At 71.5% G+C, this 18,096-nt stretch carries 19 protein-coding genes and 1 pseudogene; 4 read left to right on the plus strand and 16 right to left on the minus strand.

From position 1 onward, the window contains the following. Positions 1-20 precede the first annotated feature (20 nt). From G7072_RS06250 to G7072_RS19990, 13 genes and pseudogenes are all read right to left on the minus strand, one after another. Positions 21-683 carry a hypothetical protein gene (locus G7072_RS06250; RefSeq protein ID WP_166084752.1) on the minus strand — a complete coding sequence of 221 codons (663 nt, stop codon included), beginning with the start codon at positions 681-683 and terminating at the stop codon, positions 21-23. Between the two features lie 62 nt (positions 684-745). Then, positions 746-1,774 carry a 5'-3' exonuclease H3TH domain-containing protein gene (locus G7072_RS06255; RefSeq protein WP_166084754.1) on the minus strand — a complete coding sequence of 343 codons (1,029 nt, stop codon included), beginning with the start codon at positions 1,772-1,774 and terminating at the stop codon, positions 746-748. A 56-nt stretch (positions 1,775-1,830) separates the two neighbouring features. Further along, a complete protein-coding gene (locus G7072_RS06260; protein WP_166084755.1) occupies positions 1,831-2,574 on the minus strand; it encodes a hypothetical protein in 744 nt (247 codons plus the stop codon). A gap of 130 nt (positions 2,575-2,704) precedes the next feature. Then, on the minus strand, positions 2,705-4,348 hold the full coding sequence (locus G7072_RS06265) for an ABC-F family ATP-binding cassette domain-containing protein (protein WP_166084756.1): 1,644 nt from the start codon (positions 4,346-4,348) through the stop codon (positions 2,705-2,707). A 19-nt stretch (positions 4,349-4,367) separates the two neighbouring features. Beyond that, complete coding sequence (locus tag G7072_RS06270; RefSeq protein ID WP_166084757.1) at positions 4,368-4,994, minus strand: alpha-ketoglutarate-dependent dioxygenase AlkB; 627 nt, start codon at positions 4,992-4,994, stop codon at positions 4,368-4,370. Between the two features lie 12 nt (positions 4,995-5,006). Beyond that, the gene (locus G7072_RS06275; protein ID WP_166084758.1) at positions 5,007-5,414 is read right to left on the minus strand and encodes a hypothetical protein; all 408 of its coding nucleotides are present in this window, start codon (positions 5,412-5,414) and stop codon (positions 5,007-5,009) included. Positions 5,415-5,457: 43 nt separating this feature from the next. Continuing rightward, a complete protein-coding gene (locus tag G7072_RS06280) occupies positions 5,458-5,760 on the minus strand; it encodes a lycopene cyclase domain-containing protein (RefSeq protein ID WP_166084759.1) in 303 nt (100 codons plus the stop codon). Then, the gene (locus G7072_RS06285) at positions 5,753-6,103 is read right to left on the minus strand and encodes a lycopene cyclase domain-containing protein (protein ID WP_166084760.1); all 351 of its coding nucleotides are present in this window, start codon (positions 6,101-6,103) and stop codon (positions 5,753-5,755) included. The genes G7072_RS06280 and G7072_RS06285 overlap by 8 nt, the downstream gene beginning before the upstream one ends. Next, positions 6,096-7,640 (minus strand): isopentenyl-diphosphate Delta-isomerase, encoded by a 1,545-nt coding sequence (gene idi / locus G7072_RS19740; protein WP_206063304.1) that lies wholly within the window; start codon positions 7,638-7,640, stop codon positions 6,096-6,098. The genes G7072_RS06285 and idi overlap by 8 nt, the downstream gene beginning before the upstream one ends. Further along, entirely contained in the window at positions 7,637-9,166 is a 1,530-nt protein-coding gene (gene crtI, locus G7072_RS06300) for a phytoene desaturase family protein (RefSeq protein WP_166084761.1), read from the minus strand. Before crtI ends, idi begins: the two co-directional genes overlap by 4 nt. Beyond that, positions 9,163-10,275 (minus strand): polyprenyl synthetase family protein, encoded by a 1,113-nt coding sequence (locus G7072_RS06305; RefSeq protein WP_166084762.1) that lies wholly within the window; start codon positions 10,273-10,275, stop codon positions 9,163-9,165. Before G7072_RS06305 ends, crtI begins: the two co-directional genes overlap by 4 nt. After that, positions 10,272-10,766, minus strand: coding sequence for an SRPBCC family protein (locus G7072_RS06310; protein ID WP_166084764.1), 495 nt, complete (start codon positions 10,764-10,766; stop codon positions 10,272-10,274). The genes G7072_RS06305 and G7072_RS06310 overlap by 4 nt, the downstream gene beginning before the upstream one ends. 281 nt (positions 10,767-11,047) lie before the next feature. Next, positions 11,048-11,197, minus strand: a pseudogene (locus G7072_RS19990) (IS3 family transposase); the annotation flags it as partial. 256 nt (positions 11,198-11,453) lie between these two features. On the opposite strand from G7072_RS19990, the gene G7072_RS06320 reads away from it, so the two are divergent. Beyond that, positions 11,454-12,248, plus strand: a complete 795-nt coding sequence (locus G7072_RS06320; RefSeq protein ID WP_166084766.1) for a hypothetical protein — start codon at positions 11,454-11,456, stop codon at positions 12,246-12,248. 6 nt (positions 12,249-12,254) lie between these two features. On the opposite strand, the gene G7072_RS06325 is transcribed toward G7072_RS06320, so the two are convergent. The 3 genes from G7072_RS06325 to G7072_RS06335 form a co-directional block, all read right to left on the minus strand. Beyond that, positions 12,255-13,169, minus strand: a complete 915-nt coding sequence (locus tag G7072_RS06325; protein ID WP_277343403.1) for an alpha/beta fold hydrolase — start codon at positions 13,167-13,169, stop codon at positions 12,255-12,257. Between the two features lie 305 nt (positions 13,170-13,474). Beyond that, positions 13,475-14,263: an IclR family transcriptional regulator gene (locus G7072_RS06330; protein ID WP_055810435.1), complete on the minus strand. Its 789-nt coding sequence runs from the start codon at positions 14,261-14,263 to the stop codon at positions 13,475-13,477. Beyond that, positions 14,260-14,919, minus strand: a complete 660-nt coding sequence (locus G7072_RS06335) for a hypothetical protein (RefSeq protein ID WP_166084768.1) — start codon at positions 14,917-14,919, stop codon at positions 14,260-14,262. Before G7072_RS06335 ends, G7072_RS06330 begins: the two co-directional genes overlap by 4 nt. Before the next feature lie 99 nt (positions 14,920-15,018). Here G7072_RS06335 and G7072_RS06340 point away from each other — a divergent pair, with 99 nt between their 5' ends. The 3 genes from G7072_RS06340 to G7072_RS06350 are packed head-to-tail and all read left to right on the plus strand — an operon-like array spanning position 15,019 to position 18,096. Continuing rightward, on the plus strand, positions 15,019-16,110 hold the full coding sequence (locus G7072_RS06340; protein WP_166084769.1) for a catechol 2,3-dioxygenase: 1,092 nt from the start codon (positions 15,019-15,021) through the stop codon (positions 16,108-16,110). Then, complete coding sequence (locus tag G7072_RS06345) at positions 16,110-17,021, plus strand: catechol 2,3-dioxygenase (protein WP_166084770.1); 912 nt, start codon at positions 16,110-16,112, stop codon at positions 17,019-17,021. The genes G7072_RS06340 and G7072_RS06345 overlap by 1 nt, the downstream gene beginning before the upstream one ends. A gap of 10 nt (positions 17,022-17,031) precedes the next feature. Continuing rightward, complete coding sequence (locus G7072_RS06350; RefSeq protein ID WP_166084771.1) at positions 17,032-18,096, plus strand: histidine phosphatase family protein; 1,065 nt, start codon at positions 17,032-17,034, stop codon at positions 18,094-18,096.

Genomic DNA, 18,096 nt, shown 5'->3' on the forward strand with positions numbered 1-18,096 from the left:
CATTCCTGCCTCATCCCGACTCATCCCGAGGCCCGGAGTCTCTCGACCACCGGACGGTCGAGGCGACGCACCCCCGGCCAGGTCAGGTCCACGTGCTGTGTGGGGCGCGTGCCCCGATGCACCACGACACGGGCTCGGCGCTGCTCCAGGTGTCCGGAGCCGTGCCCCGGTCCGATCCAGGTCGACTGCTCGGTGGTGAGCCGTGCGTCGACCCGTGGCCAGTGGCCGTGGACCACGAGGACGGCGGAGCGGGTGCGGAGGCGGGAGTCCAGGACGCTCGCGGAGCGTGCGCTGACCGACGCCGGTGGGCGCAGGACGACGACCCGGAGCACGTCGACCAGCGCGGCCGTCACCTCGAGCCAGTGCTCGCCCGGGTCGGGCACCAACACGGTGCGCGACAGCTCGATCCCCAGCTCGGCGGCGGCCTCGGCGCCGAAGTCGGGGCAGCCGGCGAACCCGACCCACTCCCCGGCCTGCGACGCCCCGGCGGCCAGCGCGAGGCCGAGCGAGGCGGAGTCGACGCCGTACGTCGCTCCCGCGTGCAGGGACACCAGGCTCGCGATCCCGGGCAGGGTGGCGACCGGCTCGGCGGCAGGCTTGCGCTCCATCGCGGCCACCCGCTCGCGCAGCTGCTCGACCACCGGGCGACCCGGGTCGAGGGCGGCGAAGGTGGCGGGCGGCATCCCTCAAGCATCGAACACATGTTCGAACACGTCAAGCGGAAGTCCGACACGGTGTCGGCTGGTCACCCCTGCCTGTGGGCCTGGTGCTCCTGCCGCCCGTCGCGGGACGCGGGCGGCTCGGTGAGGACGCGGAGGGCGAGCTCGGTGGTGGCCGGCACCCCGAGGTGGCCGACGCTGGTCCGCACCCGGACGGGCTCGAGGGGCAGAAGGCCGGGGGAGCCCGGCTCGTCGGGGCGCAGGCCGAGGTCGACGTCGGTGTGGCCGGCCATCATGGACCGGTTGAACTCGAACTGCTCGCGCGCTCCCGGCAGCCGCAGATGTCCCACGAGGGTGCGGCCGGTGCGGCGGTTGCCGGTCTCCTCGGCCCACGAGTCCAGCGCGGCCACGACGGACGCCCCCTCGCAGTGCTCGACGTCGGCCCACACGGCCTCCATCGGCCCGACTTCCGCGAGCAGCAGCGCGGCGGACTTCTCGCCGATCCCGCGCACTCCGGGCAGGTTGTCGCTGGCGTCCCCGCGCAGCGCCGCGAAGTCGAGGTAGTGCTCGGGCGGGACGCCGTACATGGTCCGCAGCCGTGCCGGGTCCAGCAGTGGCGAGCCGTGGATGCCGCCGCTGATGAGCCGCAGCACCTTCGTGTGGTCGCTGATGTGCGCGAAGGTGTCGCGGTCCGAGGTCACGATGACGCAGTCCCATCCGTGGCGACCGGCCCAGGTCGCCGCCGACGCGCTCACGTCGTCGGCCTCGAGGCCGTCCGGCTGGACCGCGTGCAGACCGAGCGCGTCGAGGAACGCCTTGCACCGCTCGAGCTGCTCCACGAGCAGCGCGTCCTTGGGTGCCCGCCCCGCCTTGTACGCCGGGTAGCGCTCCTCGCGCACCGAGGAGCCGCGGTCGTCGAGGCCGAAGACCAGGGCGTCGGGCGCGAACCGGTCCAGCGCCTCCAGGATCTGCCGCAGCATCCCGTGAAGCGCCCAGGCCGGCCGCCCGCCCCGGTCACGCAGGTCCGTGTACGCCCGCGCGTGGTGGTTGCGGTGGAGCAGCGACGGCGCGTCGACGGCGAGGAGGACGCGGCGGGCAGGCGAGGAGGAGGACACGGCGGGGTCAGCCTACGGCCGCCCGTCGCTGTCGGCTCAGCCCCGCTCCGTCCGCGTCACCTCAGGCGCTGCACGCCGGAGTGCCACGCCCAGGGTCCGCCCTCGTACCCCTCGACCCACTCCGCGCTCACGACCACGTCGCCCTTCGTGAACGGACGGTCGATCGACCTGCGGGGGACGGTGAACGTGCGGGTGAACGACTCGTCGAAGCACGCCACCTCGCTCGCGGCGGGGCTGGTCGCGGAGGTCGGGCCCCTGCGTGTCATCTGGCGCACGTCGAAGGTGAAGTAGCCGAAGATGCGGCCCTCGACGCAGGAGAACGCCGCGGTGAGACGGAGCCCGCCGGCGCGGGTACGGCGTACGTCGGTGACGTCGACGCGCCCCCCGATGTCGACCGTGCTCTCGGGCACGAACCGGCCGGCCTTCACGCGTGCGGTGTCGGAGCGCGTCACCTTCCAGCAGCCCTGCTCACCGTTCTCGAGCTCGGAGGTGTCCCAGTACAGGCACTGCGGGGAGTAGACGGTGGCGTCCACCGTGATCGGCCGGCCCTTGGCGACGGCCGCGCCCTCGGCCAGCAGGACGACCCGTTGCGGCTCGGGGGAGCACCTGAACTCGAGGTAGCCGTAGTTCGTCGCGAGGGCGTGGCGGTAGCCGTTCGCCGCGTCGGACGGATCCGGGCAGGTGACGACGTACGCGATCTCGACCGCGGCCCCGTCGCCGACGCTCCACGCCCGGTCGAACTGGACGACGGGTGGCACCTCGCCCGCTTCCGCAGACGGCATCGCCAGGAGCGAGGTCACCAACAGACCCAGGACGGCCCATACCCGACGCATGTCAAACCCCCGCGATTGCTGAGATATCGGACTTGAAACGTACGTCGACCCACCGACAGGACACAGGGTCGAACGTCCCTTCCGTCGGCACCCCCACTCAGACGTGCCGGACCACGACCTGCCCGGCGTCGACCTCCCAGCGTTGGTCGAGCCGCACGTTCTCGAGCAGCCGACGGTCGTGCGAGACCAGCAGCAGCGCGCCGTCGTACGACGCCAGGGCCTGCTCGAGCTGCTCGATGGCGGGCAGGTCGAGGTGGTTGGTCGGCTCGTCGAGGACCAGCAGGTTCACACCCCTGGCCTGCAGGAGTGCCATGGCGGCGCGGGTGCGCTCACCGGGCGAGAGCCGGCCGACCTCGCTGGCGACCTGGTCGGCCTTCAGCCCGAACTTGGCCAGGAGGGTGCGGACCTCGGCCGGGGTGAGCTGCGGGACCAGGGCCTCGAACGCCCGACCGAGGGGCAGCGCGTCGTCGAGGGTCGTCCTGGCCTGGTCGATGACGCCGACCGCGACGGAGGCGCCGAGCGAGGCGGAGCCGGTGTCGGGGGAGCTCTCGCCGAGGAGCAGCCGCAGCAGGGTCGTCTTGCCGGCCCCGTTGGGTCCGGTGATGCCGATCCGGTCGCCCGCCTCGACCTGCGCGGACACCGGCCCCAGCGAGAAGTCGCCGAGCCGCACGCGGGCCTCGTTCAGGGTGGCGACCACGGTGCTCGAGCGGGGCGCCGCCGCGATGTCGAACTGCAGGACCCACTCCTTGCGCGGCTCCTCCACCTCCTCGAGCCGGGCGATCCGCGACTCCATCTGGCGCACCTTCTGGGCCTGCTTCTCCGACGACTCGGTCGCGGCCTTGCGGCGGATCTTGTCGTTGTCGGGGCTCTTCCTCATCGCGTTGCGCACGCCCTGGGAGCTCCACTCGCGCTGGGTGCGGGCCCGCGCCACGAGGTCGCCGCGCGTGGCGGCGTACTGCTCGTAGGCCTCGCGGGCGTGCCGCCGGGCGACGGCGCGCTCCTCGAGGAACGCGTCGTAGCCGCCGTCGTACACCGACACCTGTCCCTGGGCGAGGTCGAGCTCGACGATGCGCGTGACGCAGCGCGCCAGGAACTCGCGGTCGTGGGAGACGAGGACGACGCCGCCGCGCAGTCCCCGGACGAACGGCTCCAGCCGGGCGAGGCCGTCGAGGTCGAGGTCGTTCGTGGGCTCGTCGAGCAGCACCACGTCGAAGCGGCTCAGCAGCAGGGAGGCGAGCGCGACGCGAGCCGCCTGCCCGCCGGAGAGCGAGGTCATCAGGGCGTCCGGCCCGACGTCGAGACCGAGGTCGTCGAGCACGGGCGCGACCCGGTCGTCGAGGTCGGCGGCGCCGCTGGCCATCCACCGGTCGAAGGCGGCGGCGTACGCGTCGTCGGCGCCCGGAGCACCCGAGCCGAGGGCCGCGGCGCTCGCCTCCATCGCCGCGGTGGCCTCGGTCGACCCGGTACGACGAGCGACGTACGCCGCGACCGTCTCGCCGGGCACGCGCTCGTGCTCCTGGGGCAGGTGGCCGACGAACGCGTCCGCCGGTGCGCACGAGACCGAGCCGGCCATCGGCTCCGTCGTGCCGCCGAGGATGGACAGCAGGGTCGACTTCCCCGCGCCGTTGGCGCCGAGCACGCCGACCACGTCGCCCGGAGCCACCACCAGGTCGAGACCCTCGAACAGCACGCGGTGACCGTGCCCGCCGGACAGGTCCTTCGCGACGAGGGTGGCGCTCACCGGACGAGCCTAGCGGCGCTCAGTCGGGCCGGGCCTGGCTGGTCGCGGCGAAGTTGACGCTGATGCGCGGTCCGGAGGGAGCGGTCTGCTTGGGCACGGAATGTCGCCAGTCCGTCTGGCAGCGCCCGCCCATCACGACGAGGTCACCGGCCAGGGGACGGAAGCTCGAGCTCCGTCCGCCCGCGGTCGGACGGATCAGGAACCTCCGCGCGGCGCCGAGGCTCAGCACGGGGACCACGCACTCGCGACGGCGGGTCGAGGCGCCGTCGCCGTGCCACCCGGTGCTGTCGTGGTGGTCGCGGTAGAGGTTGAGCCAGAGCCGGTCGTAGGTCACGCCGTAGTGCGCGGACAGGGCACGCGCCGCGTCCTGCAGCGTCTCCGGGGCCGTGGTGAGGTCGTGGTGCTCGGCGGTCAGTCGGGGCTCGACCGTCCGCTCGCCGTACACCCAGCTACGGCGCTGCTCCCACCCCGCGTCCTGGAGGAGCTCGTCGAACAGCCTGTCCGCCCCCGTCAACCAGCCCGGCACGTGCTCGACCCACGAGTGCGCGTCGAGGTGCACGCGGTGAGCGGTCGCGAACATCGAGTCCACCGTGACGTGGGCGCCGGTCTCGGCTGCGCCGAACAGGGGGAGAGCGGCGTCGGTCATGCTCCCTCCCTATCAGCGGGCTCCGACAGTCCTCTCGGATCGCCGCGCCCGGAGCACCCGGACGCCGTGGCCGAGGGCGGCGCAGACGGTGAGCCCGACCAGGAGCCCGGCGGCCAGCATGGCGGCGCCGACGATGAACAAACCGGAGTCGTCGGTCCGCGACGCGTGCACGGTCCACGCGGTCCAGAACCCGGCCCCGATCCCGACCGCCGCGGCGATCGGCTCGGTGAGCGCCGAGAGGACAACGGTGACGAGCGCGACCGTCAGGGCGCAGCCCAGGACCTGCAGCGTCGTGTAGGGGTCCTGCACCCGGTCGGCGATCGAGTCGTAGCTGGGCTCGTCGTCGTGCCCGAGCCACGCCCACCACAGGGCCGCGCCCAGCAGCAGCCCGACCGCCGCGCCGAGGGCGCTCCGACTCACCCGTTCCCCCATCCCCCGAGTGTGGCACCGGCCAGGCGCGCGGTCAGGTGTTCACCCGGCGTCGCCACAGCAGCAGCGTCAGCGTGCACAGGCTGAAGCCGAAGGCGAAGTCCTCGACCGGGATGTCCCAGGGCACGCGGACGCCGATCGTCGCCGCGTCGGAGTAGAGCACGATCGGGTCGCTCAGCTTGGTGAGCCACCCGTCGACCAGCACCATGAAGAACAGCACGATCGCCATCGAGCCCCAGTAGCGACCGGTCCGGAGCAGCCCCGTGCGCAGGACGCGCAGCTCCAGCAGGACCACGAGGACGACGGCCGAGACCGCGAGGACGGTGTACTCAGGCACCGGCCCGCCGCCCTCGGTCGCGCGCGCTGCGCGCGATCCTCAGCACCGAGCCGACGGCCTCGTAGGTCAGCACCGTGCAGATCGGGATCACGACGAAGAAGACCAGCTCCTCCAGCGGCATCGGCCCCAGCTCGATGCCGGTGACGAAGCGCGGGTTGTAGGACCAGTGGTCGCGGGCGATGCCGACGAGGTCCCAGACCACGAACACCGCGACCACCGGCAGCAGGACCAGCGCCAGGGTCCGCAGGCGGCGGTAGACCCGGACCCCCGGGAACAGCTCGAGCGGCAGGGTGACCGCCAGGCAGCCGGCCATGAGGGCGAGGTACTGCCAGCGGTCATCCACCGGTGGGCACCTCGTCGCGCAGGTGTACGGCGGGCGGCAGGTCGCGCGCGTCGGCCTCGGGCCACGTGCGCGGGTCGTCGCCGAGGTGCTGCAGCACGGCGACCTGCTCGCGGCACCACGGGGAGACGGTGCCCGGACCGGACCCCTGGGGTGTGAGGGCGCGGTCGCGCAGGTCGGACCAGGACCACCACTGCGCCGTGGCGACCTCGCCCGGGTGCGGCGTCAGGTCGGGCTGGGCCTGGCACCGCGCCACCACGACCGGGCAGAGCTCGTGCTCGGCCAGCAGGTCGGTCCGCGCCCGGTAGGCGAAGTCGGCGAGCACCAGCCGGACGTCGCCGACCTCGAGCCCGAGCTCGCGGCGCACGCGTCGTCGTACCGCGCTCTCGAGCGACTCACCGGGCCGCGGGTGGCCGCACGCGCTGTTGGTGACCACGCCGGGGAAGCTGGCCTTGTCGTGCGCGCGGGTGGTGACGAGCACGCGACCGTCGGGGTCGACGACGTAGCAGGAGAACCCCAGGTGCAGCGGGGTGTCGTCGTGGTGCGTCTGCGACTTCGGGCGCTGGCCGACGGCGTTCCCGGTGCGGTCGAGCAGGACGACCGGGTCGTCGTCCGGCCAGCCCGGAGCGGCGGGCGGGTGCACGGTGCGGTCCGCCCACACCGCGTCGGAGGGCTCCGGGGAGCGGAGCAACCGGGCGGCCGTCGCCGCCTTGCGGGCGGTCGGCACGCGTGCGCGCCCGCTGAACACGTCGAGGTCGCGCTCCTCGATGCGCTCGAGGATCTGCGCGTAGAGGACCCGGGCGACGCTCACGCAGCGACGCGCTCGCAGCGGGAGGGCGGCAAGGCCCTCGTCGGCCTCGCGGTAGAGCCGGCGGTTGCGCGCGATCTCGAACCGCATGAGCGCGCGCCACGGCTCGTCCACCGTGCGGCGAGACGGGTCGGCGCCGAAGTGGTCGAGGTCCTCCTGCGGGACGTAGACGCGACCGCGGTCGAGGTCCTCGCCGACGTCGCGCAGGAAGTTCGTGAGCTGGAAGGCCAGCCCCAGCGCGCGGGCGGCGTCGCGCACGGCGGGGGTGGGGCGCTCGGCGCGCAGCACCGGCAGCATCATCTCGCCGATGACCGCCGCTGAGCCGTCCATGTAGCCCAGCAGGTCGTCCCAGGTGGCGTACGACGTGGTGGTGAGGTCGGCGCGCATGGCGGCGAAGAAGCGCGCGAAGCAGTCGGCCTCGATGCCGCGCTCGCGGGCGGTCGTCGCGGCGGCCAGCAGGACCGGGTCGTCGGAGGCGCCGGAGGCCAGCGCGGAGAAGAACGAGGTCTCGTAGGCGGTCAGCGCTGTCGCGACCTCGGCGTGGGAGCGGTGGCCGGGGTGGTCGACGATGTCGTCGGCGGTGCGGGCCAGACCGTAGACGGCGTGGACGTGCTTGCGGTCCTCGGGGGCGAGAAGCCGCGCTCCCCAGGCGTACGTCGTGCCGTGGCGCCGGGTCAGGCGCGCGCACCGGCGGTAGCCGAGCGCGAGGTCGGCGGACGTCCCGGGCGTCATCGCCGGCCTCCGCCCAGGTGCTCCTCGACGCGCCAGGCGGCGTGCTTGCCGCTCATCAGCACCATCGGGATGCCCACGCCGGGGGTGGTCCCGGAGCCGGCGAACACGAGCCCGGGGACCTTGCGGGTGGTGTTGCGCGGCCGGAACGGGCCCGACTGGCCGAAGGTGTGGGCCAGCGCGAACGGCGTGCCGAGATGCATGCCCTGCGCCTCCCACTCGTCAGGCGTGACGAGCCGATCGACGACGACGTCGGTGCCGTAATTGTTGTGCTCCAGAAAAGTCATCAGTCGCTCGCGCATCGCCGGGGCCAGCGTTCGCCAGTCCAGGTCGCTGCCGAGGTGCGGGACGGGCTCGAGGACGTAGAGGGTGCTGCCTCCCTCCGGTGCGGCGGTCGGGTCGCTCACCGAGGGCGCGGTGACCAGGCGTGACGGGTCGGGCATGAGGGTGCGGTCGTCGAGCAGGGCGTCGAACGCTCCGGCCCAGTCGGCGCCGAAGTGGATGTTGTGGTGGGCAATCCCCGGCGGCGGCGGGCTGCCCAGGCCGACGTGCCACACCACGGCCGAGGGGGAGTAGTGGCCCCTGCGCACCGCGCGGGGCGGGCGGACGTCCGGCAGCAGCCGTCGGTAGGCCACCGGGAGGTCCACCGTGCACACCACGGCGTCGGCCTCCTGCACGTGCCCGTCGGCGAGCCGGACGCCCTCGACGCTCCCGTCGGGCCCGCGGACCAGGGCGGTCACCTCGGCGCCCGTCACGACCTCCGCGCCCGCCTTGACGAGCGCCTGGCCCAGGGCGTGGGGCACGGTGTGCATGCCGCCCTCCGGGTAGTGCACGCCGCGGACGACGTCCATGTGCGCGATGACGGCGAGGACGGCGCGGGCCAGCTGGGGCGAGACCCCGGCGTACAACGCCTGGAAGCTGAAGACCCGCTGCAGCCGTTCGTCGTGGAGCCGTCGCGACACCGCCCGGTCGAGGCTGCCGAGGCCACCGAGCCGGAGCAGCTCGAGGGCCCGGAGGGGCGAGGACATCAGGCCGAGCGGCGAGTCGTAGTTGCGGTCCAGGAAGGTGTCGATCTCGACGTCGTAGAGGCGCGCCAGCCAGTCGAGCAGCCCCTGCAGCCGCTCGGCCTCCTCCGGGGAGCACAGACGGGCGACCTCCGCCTTCAGGTCGCCCATGTCGGCGCGCACGTCGAGGCTGGTGCCGTCGGCGAAGTGGGCGCGGTACGACGGGTCGAGGCGTCGCATCGGCACCGCGTCCGCGAGGTCGACACCGAGAGCGGCGAACGGCTCGGCGAGCAGCTCGGGCATCGTCATGACGACCGGGCCGGTGTCGAAGCGGTAGCCCTGGGAGCGCCAGGTGCCCGCGCGGCCGCCGACCTCGTCGTCGCGCTCCAGCACGGTGACCTCGTGGCCGGCTGCGCGCAGGTGGCACGCGGCAGCGAGACCGGACAGGCCGGCGCCGGCCACGACCACCTTGGCCGACCGTCCTGCGCTGGTGCCGCCTGCTCCTCGTCGGCGCCGACCCGTCATCGTGTCCTCCTCGCCAGTCGTGCCGCCAGTCCGGCGAGCGCCCCGCGCGCGGCGGGGTGGGGCAGCCCGTCGGCGACCTCGGCGGCCTCGGCGAGGAGGGCGTCGATCGCCCGCTCGGCGCGGTCGCGCACCCCGTTGCGCACCAGGGCGTCCGCCAGTCGTACGGCGTCGTCGCGGTCCAGCTCGCCGGTGGAGCACGCCTCGACGAGCGGGGCGTCCGAGCCGGTCACCATGTCGCGCGCCCAGGCCAGCAGCGTCGTCGCCCGCCCGTCGACCAGGTCGTCGAGGGCCGGCTTCCCGGTCCGTCCCGGGTCCCCCCACACGCCGAGCACGTCGTCGCGCAGCCCGAAGGCGTCGCCGACGAGGTCGCCCCACCGCCCGAGCACCTCGAGCAGGGACGCGTCGTCGGTGACCAGCAGGGCGCCGAGCTCCAGGGGCCGCCGCACGGTGTAGCGGCCGGTCTTGAGCCGGGCCACGACGCGCGTGACTGCCGGGTCGTCGGTCCCGGCCGCGGTCGCCGTGAGGTCCAGCAGCTGGCCGTGCACCAGCTCGAGGACCATGTGTCGCCAGGCGATCCGCACGGCCTCGGGCAGGGAGGCCACGGCGGCCGAGGCCTCGGCGAGCAACAGGTCGCCGAGCAGGATGGCGACCCCGTCGCCGTACCGCTCGGCGTCACCGCGCGCTGCTGCCTCGCGGTGCCGGCGCGCGGCGCGCTCGTGGGTGGTCTCCAGGCCCCGGCGGGTGCGGGAGCGGTCCATGACGTCGTCGTGCACGAGCGCGAACAGGTGCAGCAGCTCGAGCGCCGAGCCGAGGCTCGCGAGGCCGTCGGCGTCCGGCGACGTGGCACGACCTCCGGCGACGACGAACCCGTGGTGGGCCACGACGGCGCGCACCTGCTTGCCCTGCGAGTCGGTCCACCGCGCCAGCTCCGCGGCGAGGTCGAGCCCGAAACCTCCGAGGGCAGGCGAGCGCGGGTCGCCCTCGACCCCGGCCAGCACCGCGGTGACGTCCTGCACGCGGCGGGTGGTCAGCTCGTGGGCCGCAGCAAGGGTCCGGGCCGTGGCGTCAGCAGTCGTCGACGCGGGGCCGGTGCGGTCGGTGACGGTCACCGCGCTGCCTCCGCGAGCTCCGCGGTCACGGCACGCACGAAGCGGTCCCGCATCAGGCCCATCACGACGTGCATCGCCGCCTCGACGACAGGAGCAGCGCGGCGCGGCGCAGGGACTCGGGCGGTGACGTCGACCTCGATGGCGAGGTGGACCCGTTCGGAGCCGCCGGTACGGTCGCGGGCCGGGGTGAGCGTGAACGCCCCCTCCGTGCCGGCCAGCTCGGTGCCGTCGGGGTCGTGGCGGAACGCGATCCGGTGAGGCGGTTCGAAGGTCACCTTCTCGGTGAGAGCCGCGGTGAAGGTTCCGCCGGGGTAGCGGATGCCCGCGATGTCCCAGCGCCACCGGTCGTCTCCGATGTCGACGACATCCCGGACGAACGGCGTGCTGCGGCTGATGAACTCCGGACGCGACACGACGGCGTACACGTCCTCGCAGGTGCCGTCGACGTCCGCCTCGGCGTGGAGGCGACCGGTGAACGAGTTCAGGCGCACGCGTGGTCCGGCTTCTCGGGAAGGTGGCGGGTCGCGACCGACGATAGAGGCAGTGCCCAACCAGACGGACGGGACGCGAAACGGGGAGCATCCTGGTCAGCAGGTGACCAGGATGCTCCCCGTTCTCGGGTGGCGCGGGAGCGAGCGGCTCAGATGTCGTAGTACTGACTGACTGACCCATGCTGACCTGCGCAAACGTCGAGATTCCCCGGACATTTGTACCGGGCTTGTAACAGCGTAGCTCTTCTTGGCAGCGATCCCGGGAGCGAACAGACCGCCTACCAGGCGGCCATGTCGAGGGCTTGTAGCGGGAGGATGTCGGCCTTCAACGTCGCCGCGACGTTCCATCCCACGATCCGCCGCGAGTAGACGTCGGTCACGAACGCGACGTAGGCGAACCCCGACCAGCTCGCGACGTAGGTGATGTCGGCAGTGTTGCCGTCGTTGTCACGGAATCGGGTCAGGGCTCGGTCACTTGCGTAGCGGATCTTGTCGGTGGTGATGGTCTTCCAGGCGCCGAGGGCGAGTGGTTGCCTGGCCATGGTGTTCTCGCCGTCCGCTCGGGTGCTAGACGCAGCGGCGGTGGAGCCGCCACTCAGCAGGTCACCGGCCGTAGCCTCGTCGAGCGGTGCTTGTGGGCTTGGTGTTGGCAAGACTACGGCGGTAGTTGCAGGAAAGGACGAGACTGTGTCAGACCCCGAGGAGACCGACGAAGGTACACGTGAGTGGTTCTCGGCGGCCGCCCGCGAGCTGGACCAGGCCGAACGGAGCAGGCAGGGGATCGCACCTCTGTCGAGACGGCCCGCTGGCCTGACGCCGACGGACGCTTGGCGCATCGCGGCCGCGCGCGACGACCTCCGAGCCCAGCGCGGCGAGGTCCGCACCGGCTTCAAGCTTGGCTGGACGTCCGAGGTGATGCGGCGCTCCCTCGGCGTGAGCGAACCGAACTTCGGGAGCCTGTGGGCCTACATGAACGTTCAGGAAGGACTCCTGGACCTCCAGCGCCTCATCCATCCCAAGGCGGAGCCTGAGTTCGCGTTCAGGGCCGAGGCGACACTCGCCGGGCCGGGCGTCACCGCTCTGGACGTGACCACGGCCGGGCGCTGGGCGGTGGCAGTGGAGGTGGTCGACCCGCGGTGGGAGAGCCGGGACTTCGACTGGCTCGACAACACCGCCGACGGCTCCTCTGCCGCCGCGTACGCCGTCAGTGCCTTCCGTCCGACGGCGGTGCCCCCGGAGCGACTCACCCTGACCATGCAGGCAGGCGACGTCGAGTGCCGTGGGGCGGGTCGGGAGGCGATGGGTTCGCCGGCCGAGGCGGTGGCCTACCTCGTCCGCGAGCTGCACGCCCGCGGGGCCGCACTGGAGCCGGGGATGGTGGTGCTCACCGGCGGGATCACGGCTCCCGTCGATCTCGTCCCGGGGCTCGAGATCCGCGTGTCGTGCCCAGAGCTAGGGACGTGCCGGGTGCGCTGCACGTGAGTCGCGTCAGGCCAGGAAGTCGCAGAGCAGCCGGTTGAACTCATCGGCGCGCTCGATCTGGACCCAGTGTCCGCAGCGGCCGAACACGTGGAGCTGGGAGTCGTCGATCAGCTCGTGCAGACGGAGCGACGTCGTCAACGGGATCACCCGGTCGTCCCGCCCGTGCACGATCAGTGTCGGCACGGGGATGCGTCGCACCAGCTCCTCGTCGACGGTCATCGCGTCGATGTGCTGCTGACGCGGTACGGGGAACATGCGCGCGTAGGCCTCGTGGACGCCGGGCCGGGTCGCCGCGTCCAGCCGGAGCAGGGCCAGGTCGTCGTCGACCAGAGAGCGGTCGTGGGCGAAGACGTTGAGCAGGCTGCGCATGGCAGGCAGCGAGGGCTCGAAACCCCAGACGGCGTCCAAACCGGGGGTGAGGGAGAACGCCGCGCCCACGCTGCCCATGAGTACCAGCCGGTCGACCCGCTCCGGGTGGAATGTGGCGAGGTTGAGGGCGAGCGCCCCGCCGAAGCTGTTGCCGACAAGGGAGACGCTGCCGAGCTCCATCGCATCGAGGAAGCCAACCAGGTGATCCGTCCATGCGGCCATGTCGTAACGATCGCTGGGCTTTCGTCGCGTGTAGCCGAACCCGAGGAGGTCGGGTGCGAGCACTCGGAACTCCTGTGCCAGCGCAGGGAGGGTGAGACGCCAGTTGGCCCAGGCGCTCACCCCGGGACCCGACCCGTGGATCAAGACCACCGGCGCCCCCGACCCTTCATCGTGGTAGTTCGTGTCGACGCCCTTGACGTCGACGGTCTGGCCGATCTCGGGCGGCGTGGGTGCGTGGTCGGGCATGTCGGCACTCCGTTCCGCGGCCTGCTGCAGCAACCAGGCACGCATCGATTGGTGGGGGACCGCCGGAGGGAGCAGTGCCTCCACCCAGCCGTCGACGATCCGAGTGGGGTAGACGGTCGCGGCCTCGGTCGGTAGGTCAGTACGCCGGCCGTCGCTCAGGTCGAACCGCCAGAAGTGTCCGGGGCAGATGAGGCTGCCGTCGCGCACCGTGCCTCCCGACAGGGAGATGTCGCGGTGCGGGCACCTGTCGAGCATCGCGACCGGCTGCCCTCCAGGCCCCCGGACGACGCACACGCGATCCCGGTCCTGGCCAGACGTGCCCACCAACCGCCCGATCGGACGGTCCTGATCGAGGTCCTCGATCCGGCAGACCTGCTCCCACGAGCCGGTCACGGCTGCCACCCGAGGTTCGCCGAGATCCGCAACGCGGTGTCCAGCAGGGGACGGGTCAGGTGTCGGATGCCGGCATCGACCTCATCGACGAGCTCGGCCACGGACACCGAGGCGACCACCCGCCCAAGGGGGTCGCGAATGGGAGCGGCCACCGAGCACATGCCCGGTTGTGACTCACCTCGGTTCTCGGCAAAACCCTGACGCCGAACCCGGGCCAGCTCCTCGAGCAGCGTCCTGGCACTGGTGATGGTGCGGGGCGTCTTGGCCGCCAAGCGCATCGATCCCACCGTACTGCGCTGCTGTTCCAGCGGCAGGAACGCCAGCAGAACCTTGCCGCTGGACGTGGCATGGGCCGCGTTGCGGGCCCCGACCGCACGGAAGACGGGGATCGCGCCGGGGCCCTCCCGACGCTCGACGTACAGCACGTCGTCACCGTCCAGAACGCCGATGTGCAGCGTCCCGGGGGTGGCGCTACGAAGCCGGTCGAGGGGCAACGTAGAGGCCTCGTGCAATCGCTGAGCCGTCTCAGCGCTGGCACCCAACGAGCGCATCGTTGCGGTCAGCCGGAACAACCCGGTTTCCTCTACCTTCTCCAGCAGTCCCTCCTCCACCAGCGTCCAGATGACCCTGTGGGCCGTGCTCTTGCCGATACCCGCTCGTTGCGCCAGCTGGGTGACGCCGAGCTGAGTGCTGTGCTTGCCGAATTCCCGCAAGATCCGCGCCGCCGCCGCGACACTCGACAGGCGCTCCTTCTCCGGCTCCTTGTCCCGCACCGAATCGCTCATCTGCTGACGTCGTCCAGTACGGCCCTCAACGCTTCCAGAGCAGACACGCCGGCCGGCAGGGACACCCGGTGCTCCGTGAGCTCGGCCGCTAGCAGCGCCGAGGCCCGCGGGAGCCCACGACGGACGCACACACCGAACTCGTCGACGGTGGCGGACAGAAGGGGCAGGGCATGTCGCAGTCCCTCCAGATCGCGGCCGGTCTTGGCGTGCTGGTTGGCCAGCGCCACTCCCGAGTGCTGGGCGTGATGGGGTCCCAGCCCTCCGCCGACGTCAACGGTCAGGTGGTACAGGACGTCATCCATGCCGAGAACGCGGCGAACCTCGGCGGGTTGGTCCTCCTGCAGCAACCCAAGTGCTGGAAGGACGGACGGGTCGTAGAACCGCAGGACCCAGGTGAGCCCGAGGTAGTCCTCAACGATCTCCACCTCGGGCCCCTGAGGGGCCGGCAGATGATCTGCGGTCGCCAACAGGTGTAGCTGCCGGGTTGCGGCGGCCACGACGGTCACCCGCTGTCCGGCGACGAGGGGCAATCTGCCACGTTCACCGGCCGGAAGGTGACGCGTGTGATCCAAGTACGCGCCATGCAGCGCGAGCACGTAGTCACTGACCAGCTGGCGCATCGCCTCCGGCTCGGCTGGAACGGCGTTGGTGGACACGCCCTGAGTGTGGGCCTCATGCGACCTGGTCAACATCTGCTGTCCCGTATGGCGGAACACGTCCTGCGTAGGGGTCGGGCGGTCAGTCATGTTGCTCGCATGGCAGATGTGAACGGCGTCACAGGCCACCAGGACCTGGTGGAAGGCACCCCGGCCGGCACGCGCCGGGAGTTCGCCAAGGGCGCACCCCCTGACGGCGCCCGGTTCGATCCGTCGGACACCCGGCAGGCGCACCGCTTCTCAGGGCGCAGCACGGTCCCGGGAAAGCCGCGCGGGATCCTGCGCCTGGGTCACGTCGACGTGACCGTCACCGACCTCGACCTCGCTGCGGCTTACTACACGGGCGTCATGGGCATGGACATCACCGCCCGGACCGAGGACTCGGTCTACCTCAAGTGCTGGGACGAGGAGGACCACCACTCCCTCCGGCTGCGGTACGCCCAGCGCATGGGGATGGATCTGATGTCGTTCAAGGTCCACCACGAGGACGACCTCGCCGACCTCGAGAACCGCGTCGGACGCTACGGCTTCCCGGTCGAGCGCATCAGCAGGGGAGAGGTGCTCGGGCAAGGCGAGTCCATCCGGTTCTCCACCCCAAGCGGACACATCATGGAGCTGGTCGCCGACGTCGAGAAGGTCGGCACATCACGACCCCGTCACCAGCTCGAACCGAGCAGCGACAGCGAGCCCTTCCCCCGCGACCGCATCTGCCCGCCGCGGATGGACCACATGCTCATCAACGCCGAGGAGGTCGGCGAGTCGACAAGGTTCTTCATGGACGTCCTCGGCTTCCGCATCACCGAACAGCTCCTCGACGGCAACGGCCACCAGCTCGGAACATGGATGGAACGCTCCCACTCACCCCACGACCTCGCCATCGTTCACGGCCCCAACGGCGGGCTTCACCACTTCGCGTTCTGGCTCGATGACTGGGACGACGTGCGCGACTCCGCGGACGTCCTCGCCTACAACGGCATCCAGCTCGACGTCGGACCCACCCGGCACGGCATCACCCGCGGATCCACCATCTACTTCTTCGACCCGCTCGGCACCCGCAACGAGGTGTTCACCGGCGGCTACCGACCCGATCCCGATTTCCCCACCCTGACCTGGACCGAGGACAACATCGGCCGCGCCGTCTTCTACTACGAAGGCGAGGTCAACGACCGCTTCATGAGAGTGCACACCTGATGACGATTCTGCGCCTTTCCCACGTCGAGATCCGCGTACCCGATCTCGAGCTCGCCACTGCGTACTACTCCGAGGTCGTCGGGATGATCGAGACCGGACGAGACGCCAACCGCGTGTTCCTGAAGTGCTGGGACGAGCACCAGCACCACAGCGTCGTGCTCACCATGGAACCCACTCACGGGCTCAACCACTTCGGGTTCAAGGTCACCGACTCCGAAGACCTCGACCACTATCAGGAGCGCCTCGAGGCAGCTGGCGTCGCTGTTCACCGCTACGCCGCCGACGAGTGGGCTCCCGGTCACGGGACCTCCATCCGGTTCGAGCTCCCCAGCGGTCACCAGATGGAGCTCGTCTACGGCATGCAGCAGGTCGGCAACCTCCTCCCGCAGACCAACCCGCCTCCGCGTCCGATGGGTCTCACCGGCATCGCCCCTCCCCGGGTCGACCACATCTTCCTCACCGCCGAGGAGGTCGACACCAACACGCGATTCCTCGCCCAGCACCTCGACTTCCGGCTCACCGAGCAGGTGATGGGCGACGACGGCTACCAGATCGCCAGCTGGCTGGAGGTCAGCCACCGCTCCCACGACATCGCCTTCATCACCGGACCCAACGGCGGCCTTCACCACTTCGCCTACTGGGTGGACGGGTGGAACGACCTTCGCAACGCCGCAGACGCGTGCGTCTACCACGGAGTGAACGTCGAGACGAACCCCACCCGACACGGCGCCACCCGCGGGCAATGCCTCTACTTCTTCGACCCCCTCGGCAACCGCAACGAGATGTTCACCGGCGGCTACTGGGTCGACCCCGGAGCCGAACCCGTGACCTGGACCGAGGCCGAGATGGGACGGGCGATGTTCTATTACGACGGCGTCGTGAACCAGCAGTTCCTCACGGTCCACAGTTGAGGTGCCGCAGATGAGCATCGACGAGCACAGCAGCCCGGGCGCCCTGCCGCGCACCGAACGCCCTGACGCACCCGCCTACCTGACCCGTCACCGGGTACGCCGTTCTGCCCAGCCCGCCGCTGACCAGGCAGCGGAGGCGGAGGAGGACACGTCCGTTCCGCTCTACCTGCGCCAGTTCAGAGGCCGCGGGGACCACCGCAGCGACCCGGTCATGTACGACGGCAACGTCGTCGGCAACGCCCGCGCCTGGGCGGAGGTGACCCGCACCAAGGAGATCGTGCCCGAGCGACGCGACCAGCTCGCCGACATCGACTGCGACATCTACCTCGTACGGCACGGCGAGACGCAGGGCTACTCCTCCGAGTCGGGTCTGACGCCGCTCGGGTCGTGGCAGGCACACCGCCGCGGCCAGGAGCTGGCGCGCCGCGTCTTCGACGGCCAGAAGGTCGAGCTGCTGTGCGCCCCCACCAACCGGGCACGGCAGACGGCCGAGCACCTGCGCCGGGGACTCCTCGACAACGTCGAGCTCTACGGACGCGGCGAACCCGACATCAGCCAGCTCAACGACGACCGCAACTTCCGCAACTTCGAGGTCGCCACACCCGAAGGCCCCAGGGACGTCACTAGCGCCTTCCGCCTCTACCACCGCGAGATGGAGAAGTACGAGCGCGTCGGACTCGGCGAGCGGCCCGGCTGGTTGGTCGACGTCGACCGGTTCTGGGGAATCCAGCAGGGAGGCGGCGACCCGATCACCCACTGGCTGACGATGCCGATGATGTACTTCGAGCCCCCCGTCTCATGTGTGCGCAGGTTCTGGCGCGGCATCCTGACGGCTCGGGAGAACACCGATGCCCGCAGCATCATCGTCGCCACCCACTCCGGGCCGATCCGGGCGTTCGCCACCCTCGCCATGGGCTACGACCCCGGCGAGCCGTTCAACACCGAGTTCGTCCGGGTTCGCCTCGTCGCCGGCGGCACCACGGCTCTCGTGCTCTACCGCAACCGCGTCCAGGAAGTCGTCATCCCCGACCTCGACGCGCTGCCCCCGAACTCCGACACCCGATTCCAGGAGTGA

Origin of the sequence: Nocardioides sp. HDW12B, assembly GCF_011299595.1 — a bacterium.
Taxonomy (GTDB): Bacteria; Actinomycetota; Actinomycetes; order Propionibacteriales; family Nocardioidaceae; genus Marmoricola_A.

Excerpts from the sequence above, each read along its gene's own strand:
- G7072_RS06250 (WP_166084752.1), bottom strand. The coding sequence starts at position 683 with ATGCCGCCCGCCACCTTCGCCGCCCTCGACCCGGGTCGCCCGGTGGTC.
- G7072_RS06270 (WP_166084757.1), bottom strand. The coding sequence starts at position 4,994 with ATGACCGACGCCGCTCTCCCCCTGTTCGGCGCAGCCGAGACCGGCGCC.
- idi (WP_206063304.1), bottom strand. The coding sequence starts at position 7,640 with ATGACGCCCGGGACGTCCGCCGACCTCGCGCTCGGCTACCGCCGGTGC.
- crtI (WP_166084761.1), bottom strand. The coding sequence starts at position 9,166 with ATGACGGGTCGGCGCCGACGAGGAGCAGGCGGCACCAGCGCAGGACGG.
- G7072_RS06330 (WP_055810435.1), bottom strand. The coding sequence starts at position 14,263 with ATGAGCGATTCGGTGCGGGACAAGGAGCCGGAGAAGGAGCGCCTGTCG.
- G7072_RS06340 (WP_166084769.1), top strand. The coding sequence starts at position 15,019 with ATGGCAGATGTGAACGGCGTCACAGGCCACCAGGACCTGGTGGAAGGC.
- G7072_RS06345 (WP_166084770.1), top strand. The coding sequence starts at position 16,110 with ATGACGATTCTGCGCCTTTCCCACGTCGAGATCCGCGTACCCGATCTC.
- G7072_RS06350 (WP_166084771.1), top strand. The coding sequence starts at position 17,032 with ATGAGCATCGACGAGCACAGCAGCCCGGGCGCCCTGCCGCGCACCGAA.